The sequence below is a fragment of the Halorubrum sp. B52 genome (assembly GCF_059752555.1).
Window position 1 is genome coordinate 277,784 of record NZ_MWTG01000008.1, and the last position, 13,809, is coordinate 291,592.

The 13,809-nt window shown below is 73.7% G+C and carries 14 protein-coding genes and 1 tRNA gene; 5 read left to right on the plus strand and 10 right to left on the minus strand.

The features are described 5' to 3' along the window. Positions 1–51 precede the first annotated feature (51 nt). Positions 52–363, plus strand: a complete 312-nt coding sequence (locus B4V04_RS07150; protein ID WP_144799625.1) for a DUF8081 domain-containing protein — start codon at positions 52–54, stop codon at positions 361–363. A gap of 42 nt (positions 364–405) precedes the next feature. Here the strand turns inward: B4V04_RS07150 and B4V04_RS07155 are convergent. Beyond that, positions 406–490 (minus strand) — tRNA-Ser (locus B4V04_RS07155). A gap of 169 nt (positions 491–659) precedes the next feature. Here B4V04_RS07155 and B4V04_RS07160 point away from each other — a divergent pair. Further along, positions 660–1,622: an AAA family ATPase gene (locus B4V04_RS07160; protein ID WP_498230408.1), complete on the plus strand. Its 963-nt coding sequence runs from the start codon at positions 660–662 to the stop codon at positions 1,620–1,622. Between the two features lie 64 nt (positions 1,623–1,686). Here B4V04_RS07160 and pyrE read toward each other — a convergent pair whose 3' ends face one another. The 8 genes from pyrE to B4V04_RS07200 all read right to left on the minus strand — a co-directional run bounded on the left by pyrE (position 1,687) and on the right by B4V04_RS07200 (position 9,135). Further along, entirely contained in the window at positions 1,687–2,235 is a 549-nt protein-coding gene (gene pyrE, locus B4V04_RS07165; protein ID WP_498230410.1) for an orotate phosphoribosyltransferase, read from the minus strand. Between the two features lie 107 nt (positions 2,236–2,342). After that, a complete protein-coding gene (kdgK1, locus tag B4V04_RS07170; protein WP_498230412.1) occupies positions 2,343–3,308 on the minus strand; it encodes a bifunctional 2-dehydro-3-deoxygluconokinase/2-dehydro-3-deoxygalactonokinase in 966 nt (321 codons plus the stop codon). 137 nt (positions 3,309–3,445) lie between these two features. Next, positions 3,446–4,021 (minus strand): DUF7519 family protein, encoded by a 576-nt coding sequence (locus B4V04_RS07175; RefSeq protein ID WP_498230414.1) that lies wholly within the window; start codon positions 4,019–4,021, stop codon positions 3,446–3,448. Continuing rightward, complete coding sequence (locus B4V04_RS07180) at positions 4,018–5,331, minus strand: DUF58 domain-containing protein (protein WP_498230415.1); 1,314 nt, start codon at positions 5,329–5,331, stop codon at positions 4,018–4,020. Before B4V04_RS07180 ends, B4V04_RS07175 begins: the two co-directional genes overlap by 4 nt. Further along, complete coding sequence (locus B4V04_RS07185; RefSeq protein WP_498230417.1) at positions 5,324–5,917, minus strand: DUF7269 family protein; 594 nt, start codon at positions 5,915–5,917, stop codon at positions 5,324–5,326. The genes B4V04_RS07180 and B4V04_RS07185 overlap by 8 nt, the downstream gene beginning before the upstream one ends. Before the next feature lie 2 nt (positions 5,918–5,919). Next, positions 5,920–6,864, minus strand: coding sequence for a DUF4129 domain-containing protein (locus B4V04_RS07190; protein WP_498230418.1), 945 nt, complete (start codon positions 6,862–6,864; stop codon positions 5,920–5,922). Between the two features lie 81 nt (positions 6,865–6,945). Then, a complete protein-coding gene (locus tag B4V04_RS07195; protein ID WP_498230420.1) occupies positions 6,946–8,016 on the minus strand; it encodes an MBL fold metallo-hydrolase in 1,071 nt (356 codons plus the stop codon). 81 nt (positions 8,017–8,097) lie between these two features. Further along, on the minus strand, positions 8,098–9,135 hold the full coding sequence (locus tag B4V04_RS07200; protein WP_498230422.1) for a two-component system sensor histidine kinase NtrB: 1,038 nt from the start codon (positions 9,133–9,135) through the stop codon (positions 8,098–8,100). Between the two features lie 181 nt (positions 9,136–9,316). Here B4V04_RS07200 and B4V04_RS07205 point away from each other — a divergent pair, with 181 nt between their 5' ends. The 3 genes from B4V04_RS07205 to B4V04_RS07215 all read left to right on the plus strand — a co-directional run bounded on the left by B4V04_RS07205 (position 9,317) and on the right by B4V04_RS07215 (position 13,452). After that, the gene (locus tag B4V04_RS07205) at positions 9,317–9,694 is read left to right on the plus strand and encodes a hypothetical protein (protein WP_498230424.1); all 378 of its coding nucleotides are present in this window, start codon (positions 9,317–9,319) and stop codon (positions 9,692–9,694) included. A gap of 213 nt (positions 9,695–9,907) precedes the next feature. Further along, positions 9,908–12,193 (plus strand): phosphoribosylformylglycinamidine synthase subunit PurL, encoded by a 2,286-nt coding sequence (gene purL, locus B4V04_RS07210; RefSeq protein WP_498230425.1) that lies wholly within the window; start codon positions 9,908–9,910, stop codon positions 12,191–12,193. Positions 12,194–12,318: 125 nt separating this feature from the next. Further along, complete coding sequence (locus B4V04_RS07215) at positions 12,319–13,452, plus strand: ABC transporter ATP-binding protein (RefSeq protein WP_498230427.1); 1,134 nt, start codon at positions 12,319–12,321, stop codon at positions 13,450–13,452. Between the two features lie 60 nt (positions 13,453–13,512). On the opposite strand, the gene B4V04_RS07220 is transcribed toward B4V04_RS07215, so the two are convergent. Continuing rightward, on the minus strand, positions 13,513–13,662 hold the full coding sequence (locus B4V04_RS07220) for a DUF7550 family protein (protein ID WP_498230429.1): 150 nt from the start codon (positions 13,660–13,662) through the stop codon (positions 13,513–13,515). Between the last annotated feature and the right edge of the window lie 147 nt (positions 13,663–13,809).

Below are 13,809 nucleotides of genomic sequence, written 5' to 3' on the forward strand. Positions count from 1 at the left end.
GGCCGGCGGCGTCTGACGAGGTTTTTAAGCGACGACGCCCGAACGTCGCCCGTGAGCGTCGTCGTCGCGGTGAAGCCCTCGGCGCGCAAGCGCAACGCGAAGGTGGGGCGGCTCGTCTTCGAGGACGGCCCCCGTCACGCGTTCGAGAGCCGCGCGGCCGCGGAGCGGTGGGCGGCCGACCTCTCGACGGGCGACGGCCACGTCTGGGTCGCGAGCGCGCACCCCCGCGACGGCGACGAGGTCGACTGCTACCTCGTCTCGCGGGCGACGAACGCGAAGCTGGAGGCGGCGTACGACAAGCGGCGGCGCCGACTCCGCGGCGACTCCGGGTCCGAACAGGAGTCGCTGGGCGGGCAGCCGTAAGAGCGACGTCCGCGTCGCTGACCGGACGGGATTGGAGAGAAGCGCCGAGGCGGAGATTTGAACTCCGGTGTCCGAATGGACAGTAGATTTCGAATCTACCGCCTTGGCCAGGCTAGGCTACCTCGGCTCACTTGCGGGTTGGCCGGTTCCGCTGTTATGCGTTTCGATCGCCGGCGGCGACTCCCCGACGGCGATCCCCAGACGGCGACGGCGACGCGTCGAGACCGCGTCCCCGAGGGGAGGGGAGCCGGGCCGCCGCCGGCAACGCTTTTCGGCGCGGCTCCCGTGCGCTCGGTATGGACGTCCCCGAAGCGTCGAGGGCTTGCTCGCGCGTCGTCGACGAGGTCGGCGGCGCGGTCGTCGCCGACCGCGAGTTCCTCGACCGCGTCACGCTCGGGGTCCTCGCCCGCGGCCACGTCCTCTTAGAGGACGTGCCCGGCACCGGCAAGACCCTCTCGGCGCGCTCGTTCGCGACCGCGCTCGGCTTGGAGTTCTCCCGGGTGCAGTTCACGCCCGACCTCCTCCCGTCCGACGTCACCGGGACGAACGTGTTCGACGAGCGCGACGGCTCCTTCGCGTTCTCGCCCGGCCCGATCTTCGCCAACGTCGTGCTCGCCGACGAGATCAACCGCGCGCCCCCGAAGACGCAGGCGGCGCTGCTGGAGGCGATGGAGGAGGGACAGGTGACCGTCGACGGCGACGCCCACGAGCTTCCCAGCCCCTTCTACGTCATCGCGACCCAGAACCCCGTCGAGAGCGAGGGCGCGTTCCCGCTGCCGGAGGCGCAGCTCGACCGCTTCGCGATCAAGACCTCGATCGGCTACCCCGACGAGGACGGGGAGGTGGAGCTGCTCCGGCGGCGCGCCGGCCGCGCCGAGCAGGCGCCGACGGTCGACCGCGTCCTCGGTCCCGACGCCGTCGCGGCGCTCCGCGAGGTACCGGAGACCGTACGCGTCGACGACGACCTGCTCGGGTACATGGCCGCGCTCGTCCGCGCGACCCGCGAGGACCGCCGCGTCGACGCGGGCGTCTCGCCGCGCGGCACCCAGCGGCTGTTCGAGACCGCCCGCGCCGCCGCCGTCGTCGCCGGCCGCGAGTTCGTCACCCCGGACGACGTGAAGCGCGTCGCGGAGCCGACGCTCGCGCACCGGCTGGTGCTCACCCCGGACGCCGCCGTCAACGACGTCGACGAGCGCGACGTGATCGCCGACGTCTTAGACCGCGTCGCGGTGCCGACGGTGGACGGGTCCGGGGCCTGACGCCGACGCGCCCGAGGCCTGACGCCGATTTAAAAGGGCGACCGCTCGCGCTCGTGCCGCCGCGCTACTCCGCGTCCCGCTCCGCCAGCAGCTCCGTCGCCGTCAGCAGCGACTCCAGCTCCACGCCGTGGTCGGCGAGCAGCTCCGCCGCCCCCTCCTCGCGGTCGACGACGACGAGCACGCGGTTCACCGTCGCGCCCGCCTCGCGCAGCGCCTCGACGGCGTCGACGGCCGACTGCCCGGTCGTGGCGATGTCCTCCAACACGACGACCTCCTCGCCCTCGTCGAGCCGGCCCTCGATGCGGTTGCCGGTGCCGTACTCCTTCGCCGACTTGCGCGCGATGACGTACGGGCGGCCCATCTCGGCGGCCGTCACGGCCACCAGCGGGACCGCGCCGAGCGCGACCCCCGCGAGCTTCGCGTCCGTGTCGGCGAGCCGGGCCGCGAACGCCTCGCTCACGAGCGTTAACGCCGCCGGGTCGGTCTCGAACAGGTACTTGTCGACGTAGTAGTCGCTGGTGCCGCCGTGCGAGAGCTCGAACTCGCCGAACCGGACGGCGTCGGCCGCCCGCAGCGCGGCGATCAGCTCGCGTCGTCGCTCGTCGTCGGTCATACCCTGAGGGGGCGGGCCGGCGACCATAAACGGGTCGGAACGCGGGCGACGCCCGCCGGAGGGAATGCGGGTGGCTGCCGCCGGCCGAAATGCTGGCGGACCGGTCCCTACCGGTCGATGCCGCCGCCGCCGTCGACGACGTCGGCCACGTCCTCGGGCGTGATCACGGCGAGGTCGCCGTCGACGGTGCGCTTCAGGGCGGCCGCCGCGGCGGCCCACTCCAGCCCGTCCGCGACGCCGCCGCCGTCGAGCCGTCGTGCGAGGTACCCCGCGACGAAGGCGTCGCCGGTGCCGATCGCGTCGAACGTCTCCGCGTCGAAGACGCCCTGCTCGTACACCGCGCCGTCCCGCAGCGCCACCGCCCCCTCTGTCCCGCGCGTGACGACGACGGTGTCGAAGCCGAACTCGGAGGCGAGCCCGTGGGCGATCTCGACGGCGTCGCCCTCGCGGCCCAGCACCTCGCGGGCGTCGCGCCGCGGGACGAACAGCGTGTCGACGTGCGCGAACAGCTCCTCGTACGCCGCCCGGGCCGTCTCGGGGTCCCAGAGCTTCGCCCGGTAGTTCAGGTCGAACGAGCGCGTCGCACCCGCCTTGCCGGCGGCTCGGAGCAGCGCGGTCGTCGTCTCCGCTGCCCGCTCGGAGAGCGCGGGGGTGATCCCGGTCGTGTGGAAGCGCTCGGCCGCCTCCAGCGCGGCGGTCGGCAGCTCCCCGGGCTCGACCGTCGTGATCGCGGCGTCGGCGCGGTCGTAGATCACGGTCGTCCCGCGGGGCTCGCCGCCGTGTTCGAGGTAGTACGTCCCGACGCGGCTCGACTCCGGATCGGCCCACGCGACGCCGGTCCGGACCCCGTGGCTCCGGAGCTCGCTCACCACCCGCCGGCCGAGCGGCGACTCCGGGAGCTTGGAGAGCCAGACGGCGTCGGCGCCGAGCCGCGCCGCGCCGACCGCGACGTTGCTCTCCGCGCCGCCCGCCTGGACGCCGAGGTTCCGTGTCGTTTCCAGCCGGACGCCGCGCGGCGGCGAGAGCCGGAGCATCGTCTCGCCGAACGTCACGAGGTCCGTCACGCCGACCACCTCGCGAAGTCGGGTCCGGGAGGGAGCGCGGCCGCCGCGGTCGCTGCGGTTTGCATACCGGAGCGTCGGCGGGGGAGTACAAAAGGGCAAGCGATCGCTCGTGACGGTGGAGTCACCGGACGCCCGTAGCGATGGGGTCACCGGATCGCCGACGCCAGCACTACTGCCCCGAACAGCAGCAGCGCGAGGGCCGCGACCGGCTGCGACCCGGCGGCGGCGAGGTAGACGCCGGAGGCGACCCCGACCGAGAGCGCGCCGACGAGCAGGGTCGTCCCCGCGTGGACGGCGACGTTCCGCCGGGTCCGGGCGTCGCGGCCGACCTGTGCGCCGACCGAGAGCCCGTGGTCGGCGACGTCCCACGCGACCGCGAGCGCGACCCCGCCGACGAGAAGCGGCTCGACGCCGCCGCCCCGATACCCCGCGACGGCGAGCCCGACGACCCCGACCCCGGCCGCCCACGAGAGGACTCTGTGCGACCGACGGAGCGACCCGGCGGCGAAGCCGACCGTCGCGGCGGCGAGGAGGGCGCCCCCGAGCGGCGCGGCGAGGAGGGCCGCGAGGGTCGCGATCGCGGCCGCGACGAGGCCGACGACGACGGCGAGCGTCGGGGGACGGGCGTCGCGCTCGGGTCGGTCGACGCGGTCGGTCGCGTCGTCGGCGTCATCGTCGTCATCGTCGTTGTCGCCGTCGTCGGGGGCGACGCCGGCGCTCACGGCGACCACCTGCTCGTCGCCCGCGCGACCGCGACGGGGAACGACTCTCCGCCCCACTCGACCGCGCGGATCCCCGCCGACCGGAGTTCGCGGAGCCGCTCCCGGCGCTCGAACGCGACGAGCCGCTCGCCCGGAGTCCCCGCCGCAGTCACGTCCGGCGAGAGGACGGTGACGAGGTGGCCGTGCGCGTCGATCCGGCGCGCGAGCGACGCGGGCGCGTCGTCGACGAGCGGGGTGAAGAAGAGCACCTGCGCGTCGGCCGGGAGCCGCCGGCGGAACCGGCGGAGCCACAGCGACCGGTAGAAGCGGTCCCCGCTGGGCGTCGGGGCCAGCGCGGGGTCGGTCGCCAGCGTCTCGCGCCCGCGGGCGGCGTGCGCCGTGCCGGCGCCCGGCGCGAGCCAGCAGTCGACGGGGCCGAGCGCCGCGATCCCGACGCGGTCGCCGCCGTCGAGGAGCGCGCGGAACGCCTGGCCGGCGGCGCCGACGCTCGCCTCGACCGCGGTCTCCCCCGCGGGCTCGGTCGCGGCGTACGCGGACTCCCGCGCGTCGATCAGGAGGACCACCGTGGCGGCGCGCTCCTCGCGGAGCTCCACAGTCGCCAGCTCGCCCGTCCGCGCTCGTCGGTTCCAGTCGATCCGCTTGAGCGGGTCGCCGCGGCGGTACTCGCGAGTGGCGTGGAACTCCACGCCCGCCCCGCCGACGTCGGTCGGCATCCGCCCGTGGGACCGCGTCGTCAGCCCCCGGAGCGGGAGGTCGCCGCCGGCGGCCAGCTCCGGGGTGCAGACGATCCGCGCCGGGTCGGCCGGTTCGAGCGCGGTCGTCCGCTCGCGCGACCCGGAGGGGTTCCGGGCGATCGCCGTGAGCGCCGCCCACTCGTGCTCGCCGCGGCTCGCGCGCACGTCGTACTCGAACGCGACCGACGCGCCCGGGCGGAGCGCGGTCGCGACCCGTGCGGGGCCGTCGACGACCTCCAGCCCCGGGGGGACCCCGTCCACGAGCCGGAGGTCGGCGAGCGGGGCGTCGCCAGCGTTGCGCGCCCGGACCGCGACGGTCACCTCGTCGCCCGGCTCGGGCGTCGCGTCGCTCACGGTCCGGGTGACGTCGAGCGTCGCCGTCGGCGCCTCGCCGAGGCCGGCGTAGAGGGCGTAGCCGACCCCGACCGCCCCGAGGAGGACGAGCCCCGGCCGCCGCGCGACGACCCCGACGCCGACGAGGGCGAGCGCCACTCCGCGGATCCCGTCCCAGCGCCCCGTCTCGGCCTCGCGGAGGGACCTGCGCTCGGTCGTCGCGGGCTCGTCGCCTTCACTCATCGTTCGCCTCCGACCCCCCGTCGCCCCTCTCCGCCCCCTCGTCGCCTCCCGCCAACCGCCCGACCGCGTCGACGACGGCCTGGAGGCCGAACTCGTAGCGCGAGCGCCCCGAGACCACCGCCCGGAGCCGGACCTGGACCGGGTACGACAACGGGCGCGCGAGGAACGCGGCGGCGGTTGCGTCGTCGGTCCACTCACCGGTCTCGACGAGGCGCTCGGCCGCCTCGACCGAGACGTTCCGGTCGCGGGCGACGGTCGCGACCGCGACCTCCCGGACTCGATCGCGGACCCGCCGGCGAGCCCGGTGTCCGCCGATCGCGGGGCCGGTCGCCCGATCGATGCGCTCGTCGAGGTCGGCGCCGGGCACCGTCGCCGGCGCGCGCCGCTCCGGCTCGCCGGGGGAAGCCGCCGCGCGCTCCCGGTTGCGGCGGGCGTTGGCGTACCTGACCCCTTGGAGCACGCCGAGCGCGCCGATCAGGGTGACGACGGTCGTCGACGGGTCCAGCGCGGTCGCGATCCCGCGATCGACGGCGGCGACGAAGCCGACCGCGACGGCCGCCACGCCGAGGGCGACGAGGGGCCGCACCGCTACCCACCACCCCCGTGGCGCTCCTCGATCCGCCGGAGGGCGGCCGCGGCCCGGCGCTCGCGCTCCGCCGTCGCGTCCTCGCCCCCGTACCGAACCCGCTCGAAGACGGCGGTGAGCTCCGTGACCGGCTCCTCGTCGACGCCGGCGTCGACGGCCGCGGCCGCGAACTCGGCGGGCGTCGAGGACGCGGGACGGTCCACGTCGAGGGCCTCCGTCATGTCGCGCCACGCGCGGTACACCTCGTTGTCGGCGTCCGACTCCTCCATCCGGTCGGCCGCCGCGCCCGCGGCCCGCCCGACCTCGCGGAGGTCCGGGTCGGCCGGATCCGGCTCGTCGCTCTCACCGTGCCCTTCGCCGTCGGCCGGCTCGTCGTCGCCCCCGGCGCCGATGAGGACGGCGACGCTCGCGACGAGCGCCGCGACCACGACCAGCGCGAACAGCAGCTCCGGCGTCGAGGCGGCCCCCTCGCCGCCGCCCGCGCCGGCTCCGCCGCCGCCCTGCGGCAGGAATCCGCCCTCGCCGACCGCGGCGCCGAGCGCGAACTCGATCCCCTCGTCGACCGGGCGGCAGGCCGAGAGCAGCCAGCCCAGCGCGGCGACCGGGACTCCCATCGACCCGGCGACGGCGCCCGCGGCGAGCTTCGAACCGGTGTCCCGGTAGACGAACGCTGCGAGCCCGAGGAGGACGGCGGCGAACGCGGCGAGCGCCGGCGGCCCCCGGAGGAACTCGAAGCACGCGGGCGGTATCGAGAGCGCGCCCCCGCCGCTCGGGGCGGGCGACGCGCCGACGTCGCCGCTCTCCCCGCTCGGTCCCACGCCGTCGCCGGCGCCGCCGAGCCCACCGGCGCCGAGGCTCACGGCGGAGTCGAGCGTCGCGGCCGCGACGCCGAGCGCGACGACCGCGAGGAGGGCGATGAGGACCGCAGCGAGGCTGTCCCGCTTCACGTCCGTGGATACGACGTGCCGAACGAATAGCTTTCGGCGGGAGCGAGACGCCCGAGCCCCCGGAGATCGGGGCGAGGGCGGTCAGTCCGCCGCGCCGTCAACGACGTCGTCGAGCGGGGTCGTCGGGAACAGCGCGTCGACGTCGGGGTCCGCGTCGACGAGGCGGTAGTCGGTCCCGTCGCGCTCGACGACCCCCGCGTCGGCGAGGTGGTCGAGGTGCGCGAACGCCTCGCCCGGCCCGTGGAGCACGTGGATGTCGACCAGGTCGCCGAACAGCGCGGCCGACACCTCCCACGCCGTCGCGGGGCCGCGGTCGGCGAGGACGTCGAGTACGCGCCGCGTCCGGTGCCGGTGGTGATCGAGGATCGTCGCGGCCCGGCGGCTCGGGTCGTCGATCCGCTCGCGGTGGCCCGGGTGCGCCGCGTCGAAGTCGCGCTCGACGATCTGCGTGAGGCTCCGGGCGTACGCCGCGAGCGGCGCGTCGACCCTGACGTCCGCGCCGCCGACGTTCGGGGTGTACCGCGGGAGGAGGGCGTCGCCGGAGAACAGCTCCGCGGGGGCTGCAGATCCCTTCCGCGGGTCCCGCCCCGACCGCCCGACCGGCTCGTGGTCGGGGACCTCGCGCGGGTCGAACGCGAACCCGGTGAGCCCCGCGGTGTGGCCCGGCAGGTGGACGGCCTCCAGGGCGACGCCGCCGACCTCGATCACGTCGCCGTCGGCGACCGTCGTCGCCTCGGCGGGCCGGCCGCTGAGACCGGTCCCCACCGCGTCGAAGAAGTCTCGCAGCCGCCCTTGGTCCGCCTCTGGGAGCCCCCACCGGTCGAACGTCTCGCGCTGGAGGTCGGGGTCGCCCGCGAGCGGCGTCTCGGTCCCGTCGACGAGGGGCGCGTCGGCCTCGTGGACGTACACGTCGGCGCCGCCGGCGGCCTGTATCTCGCCGGCCAGCCCCGCGTGGTCGGGGTGCCAGTGGGTCAGGGCGACCGCGTCGACGTCGGCGAAGGCGACGCCGTGGTCGGCGAGGCCCGCCTCCAGGTCGGCGCGGACGTCCGGGAGCGCGACGCCGGTGTCGACCAGCGCGGTCGTCTCGCCGTCGAGCAGGTAGACGTCGTTCTCGCCCTCGAACACGGTGTTTCCGAGCTGGATCCGCTTCACACCCTCCCGTCGTCGGGCGCCCATTTGAGGGTTGCCACCGCGGAACCCTCGGGGGTCGGATTCTCCCGCCTCGGGGCCCGCTCAGTCGAGCACGTCGACGCCGGTGAACTCGAAGCGCGCGCCGCCGTCGGCGCCGTCGGTGACGCGCACGTCCCAGCCGTGGGCCGCCGCGACGGCCTCGACGATCTCCAGCCCGAACCCGGTCCCCTCGTCGTTCGTGGTGTACCCGGCCTCGAACACGGCCTCGCGGTCGGCCTCGGGGATCCCCGGGCCGTCGTCGGACACGTAGAAGCCGCCGTCGAGGTCGCCGACCGTGACGGTGACGTCGTCGCCCGCGTGCTCGACCGCGTTTCGGACGAGGTTCTCGAACACCTGTCTGAGCCGGCTCCGGTCGGCGCGCACCGCGCGGTCGGTCTCGACGCGGAGCGTCGCGTCGGCGGTCTCGACCCCCTCCCAGCACGCCTCGACGAGCTCGCGGAGGGGGACCCGTTCCGTCCCCTCGACGTCCTCGCCGTCGCGGGCGAGCGTCAGGAGGTCGTCGATGAGGGAGTCCATGCGCTCGTGGGCTCGGGCGACGTGGTCGAGGTGCTCGGAGTCGCACTCCTCCCGGGCGAGCGCCAGCCGCCCCTCCGCGACGCTGAGGGGGTTCCGGAGGTCGTGCGAGACGATGCTCGCGAACTCCTCTAACCGCTCGTTCTTCTCTCGGAGCGCCTCTTCGCGTCGCTTCTGGTCGCGGATGTCCCGGATGACGCCGACGCGGTCGAGGTCGTCCGCCCCGTCTCCGCCCTCCTCGTCCGCGAGTCGATTGAACCGCATCTCCACCGGGAACCGCTCGCCGTCCGCGGTGAGGAACTCGTACTCGACGGCGCCGGCCTCCCGCTCTCCGGCCGCTATCTCGCGGCGGACCCGCTTCGCCTTCGCCGCGGCCTCCTCCGTCACCCAGTCGTAGATGTCCGTCCCGAGCAGCTCCTCCCGGCTCGCCCCCTTCATCTCCACGTAGCGGTCGTTGACGTACGCGATGGTCCCGTCGGGACGCACGGCGTACACGGCGTCGTCCAGCGAGTCGAGGATCGTCTCGTACCGCCGTATCTCCATGTCCCGGGGTGACCGTTCCGTCATGACTTCACTCGTGCACTCGTTTCAGCCGTTCGGTAATAAATGGGTCGTCGCGGTCGGCCGCTCGGGTCCGCCGCGATTCCGGCGCCGACGCGGTGCGGTTCCGGTGTCGGTGCGGTCCGGTTCAGGTGTCGGTGCGGTCCGGTTCCGGTGCGTTTTCGTCGCCGCGCGCCCACCCGACCGCATGGAGTACCAACCGGGCGTCTGCAACATCGGACCGGCGCAACAGCGGCGGCGGCTCGCCCTCGGGATCGCCTCGCTCCTGCTCGCGGTCGTTCTCGTCGCCGCCGTCGTCGCGGTCGGATGGCCGCGCTGGGCGCTGCTCGCCGCGGTGTTCCCGCTGTACGGCGCCGCGATGGGCTACTTCCAGTACCGCGAGCGGTTCTGCGTCGGCTTCGCCGGCATCGGCGTCTTCGACGTCGGCGACGGGACCAACCAGATCCTCGACGAGGCGGCGCTGGCGGCCGACCGGAAGCGGGCGGTCCGACTGAACGCGAAGTCGCTGGCGGTCGGCGTCGTCGGCGCGGTACTGATCTACGGCGTCGCGGTCGTCGGGGTATAAACAGTTGCCGGCGCGGTGAACGGCTCCAGAGCCCCGGCCGCTCGGTCATACTCGGTCGATTCGGACTCTCCGGTGACCGCCAAAGCCCCAGCCGCGAGGCGGCACGCGCCACCGCGTAGCACCGGCAAGCGGCGTCGTCACTGAGGTCGAGCGAGACCACACGAACGTGCACATAGAAAAGCATTAGAACGGGCTCGATAACCACGTAAGTGAATGAGTCTCTCCGAACCGGACCGCGAGCTCGTGGTCGCCAAGCTCGGTCGGGAGCCGACGACGGCCGAGGCCGCGCTGTTCGAGAACCTCTGGAGCGAGCACTGCGCGTACCGCTCCTCGCGGCCCCTGCTGTCGGCGTTCGAGAGCGAGGGCGATCAGGTCGTCGTCGGGCCCGGCGACGACGCGGCCGTCCTCGCGCTGCCCGAGCCGGACGCCGCGGACGCCCCGGCGGCCGAGCGCGACGCCGACGACTACGGCGACCAGTACGTCACCTTCGGCGTCGAGAGCCACAACCACCCCTCCTTCGTCGACCCGTTCGACGGGGCGGCCACGGGGGTCGGCGGCATCGTCCGCGACACCATGTCGATGGGTGCGTACCCGATCGCCCTGCTCGACTCGTTGTACTTCGGCGGCTTCGACCGCGAGCGCTCGCGGTACCTCTTCGAGGGCGTCGTCGAGGGCATCTCCCACTACGGCAACTGCATCGGCGTCCCCACCGTCGGCGGCAGCGTCGCCTTCCACGGCGGCTACGAGGGGAACCCCCTCGTCAACGTCGCCTGCGTCGGCCTCACGAACGAGGACCGACTGGTGACCGCGACGGCCAAAGAGCCGGGTAACCGGCTCGTCCTCGTCGGCAACGGCACCGGCCGGGACGGGCTCGGCGGCGCCTCGTTCGCCTCTGAGGACCTCGCGGAGGACGCCGAGACGGAGGACCGCCCCGCGGTGCAGGTCGGCGACCCGTACGCCGAGAAGCGGCTGATCGAGTGCAACGAGGCCCTGGTCGACGAGGACCTGGTCCTGTCGGCCCGCGACCTCGGCGCGGCCGGGCTCGGCGGCGCCTCCTCCGAGCTCGTCGCGAAGGGCGGGCTCGGCGCCCGCATCGACCTCGACAGCGTCCACCAGCGAGAGCCGGACATGAACGCGACCGAGATCCTGCTCGCCGAGAGTCAGGAGCGGATGTGTTACGAGGTCGCCCCCGGCGACGTCGACCGCGTGCGCGAGCTCGCCGACCGGTTCGACCTCGGCTGCTCGGTCATCGGCGAGGTGACCGACGGGAACTACGTCTGCGAGTTCGCGGGCGACGGCGATAGCGAGACCGTCGTCGACGTCGACGCGGAGTACCTCGCCGACGGCGCGCCGATGAACGACCTCCCGAGCGAGGCGCCGACGCAGCCGACCCGCGACCTGCCCGACCCCGAGCCCGCCCTCGCCGACGCGGTCGAGTCGGTCGTCTCCGCGCCGTCCACCGCGAGCAAGCGCTGGGTGTACCGGCAGTACGACCACGAGGTCGGCGCTCGGACCGCCGTAAAACCCGGCGACGACGCGGCGATCATGGCGATCCGGGAGACCGCGGCCGACGGCGACGACGCCGCACTCCCGCCCGCCGAACAGGGCGTCGGCCTCGCGCTCTCGTCGGGCGCGAACCCGAACTGGACCGAGGCGGCCCCGTACGAGGGCGCCCGCGCCGTCGCGCTGGAGAACGCGACCAACCTCGCCGCGAAGGGCGCCGTCCCGCTCGCCGCGGTCGACTGCCTCAACGGCGGCAATCCGGAGAAGCCGGACGTTTACGGCGGCTTCAAAGGAACCGTCGACGGGCTCGCCGACGCCTGTTCCGCCCTCGACGCCCCCGTGGTCGGCGGCAACGTCTCGCTGTACAACGACAGCGTCGAGGGGCCGATCCCGCCGACGCCCACGCTCGCGCTGATCGGGACGAAGCGCGGCTACGACGCGCCGCCGGCCGCGCTCGACGCGGAGCGCGCAGGCGACTCCGAACTCCTGCTGGTCGGCGCCGGCGGCGACGCGCTCGGCGGCTCCGAGTACCTCGCGCAGGCGGGGGGGACGGACCGGTTCCCGGAGCTGCCGGACGGCGACGCCGGCTCCCCCGCGCTCTCCGACCGCGTCGCGTCGCTCGCGGCGGTCGCCCGTCACGAGTCGACGCTGGCGACCCACGACGTGAGCGACGGCGGGCTCGCGGTCGCGCTCGCCGAGCTGGTGACCGACGCGGCCGGCGCCGACGTGACGCTCCCAGACCGCGTCGCGGCGTTCGACGAGACGCCCGGCCGCCTCGTCGTGCAGACGACCGACCCCGAGGCGGTCGCCGATCTCGCTGACGACCTCCCCGTCCACCGGCTCGGCGACGTGACGACGGACGGGACGCTCTCGCTGTCGGTCGGCGACGAGACGACGGACGGGACGCTCTCGCTGTCGGTCGGCGACGAGTCGACGTCGCTCGACGCCGACGCGGTCCGGGAGCTCCGCGGCGTGATCGAGCGCGAACTGGCCTGACGACCTGCGGCGACCTCCTCCACCTCCGATTTCCGACGCCTGAAAGCGAGCGACACGCTTTTAGGCTTTCCTAAAATACGTAGGGGCAACCACGGGACGCCGGCAGGCTCGGCGCCCGACTCACGATGGCCCAAACCCAACACGTCGGAACGAAGCGGTCGAGCGCGACGGAGAGCGAGTCCCCCGCGGACCCGTCGCCCGATCCGGTGCTGTCGCTGTCGGACGTGACGAAGGATTTCGGCCCCGAGACGGCCGTCGACGGCGTCTCGCTCGACGTCGAACCCGGCGAGCTCATCACCTTTCTCGGCCCGTCCGGCTGCGGGAAGACGACGACGCTCCGGACCATCGCGGGGCTAGAGGAGCCGACGGAGGGACGTATCCGCCTCGGCGACGAGGTCGTCGCCGGCGGCGACGGCGCGCTCGTCCCGCCCGAGCAGCGCGACGTCGGTATCGTCTTCCAGAACTTCGCGCTGTTCCCGCATCTCACCGTCCGCGAGAACATCGCCTTCGGGCTCTCCGACGCCGACGAGACGGCGACCGAGACGCGGGTCGACGAGCTGCTCGACCTCGTCGACATGCCCGAGCACGGCGAGAAGACGCCCGACCAGCTCTCCGGCGGTCAGAAGCAGCGCGTCGCGCTCGCCCGGTCGCTCGCGCCCGAGCCCGAGGTCCTCCTCCTCGACGAGCCGTTCTCGAATCTCGACGTCCGGCTCCGCGTCGAGATGCGCGAAGAGGTGCGGCGCATCCTGAAGGAGGCCGGCGTCACCGCCGTCTCAGTCACTCACGACCAGGAGGAGGCGCTCTCCATCTCCGACCGCGTCGCCGTCATGAACGACGGCCGTATCGAGCAGGTCGGCCGCCCCGAGCAGGTGTTCGAGCGCCCCGAGTCCAAGTTCGTCGCCTCCTTCCTCGGGCGGGCGTCGTTCCTCGAAGGGGAGCTCCGCGCCGGGAAGGTCGAGACCGGGATCGGTCGGTTCGACGCCGTCACGCTGGAGGGGTACGACACCGTCTACGACGGCGCCCCCGTCGACGTGCTCGTGCGCCCGGACGACCTCCGGGCGACGCCCGCGAGCCCCGAACTGGCGGACGGCGTCATCGTCTCGCGGCAGTACGTCGGCCCCTCCTTCGTCTACCGGGTCGAGCTGGAGTCCGGCGAGGTGGTCCACTGCCTCCACAACCACGTCGAGGAGTTCGACCTCGACGAGCCGGTCAGCTTAGAGCTCACCGCTGACCACCCGCTGGCGTGGTACCCGCGGTAGGCGCGTCGCTGTCGGCGGTTCGTCGTGTCTTTTAAAACCGGGAGCGAACGGTGTCGCCGTTCAGAAGCTGAACAGGAAGGGGATGACGTACGCGATCAGCAGGCCGACGAGGGTGACGGCCGCGCCGATGCCGACCTCGCGGCTGCCGAACTCCTGCATCGGGGAAGTCACGCGTTCGTCCGGATCGGGTTCGTGAGAGTGGTCGTCCATGTTCGGGGTTGGGTACGGGGGACACATAAGGGCATCTGAACGGAGCGGTCGAGTTCGAATCACAGTGGGAACTGCGAAATGAGTCCACTTATTTGGCCCGAACGTCTAACTTCACACCGACAAAAACATATAATATATTAAAACTAT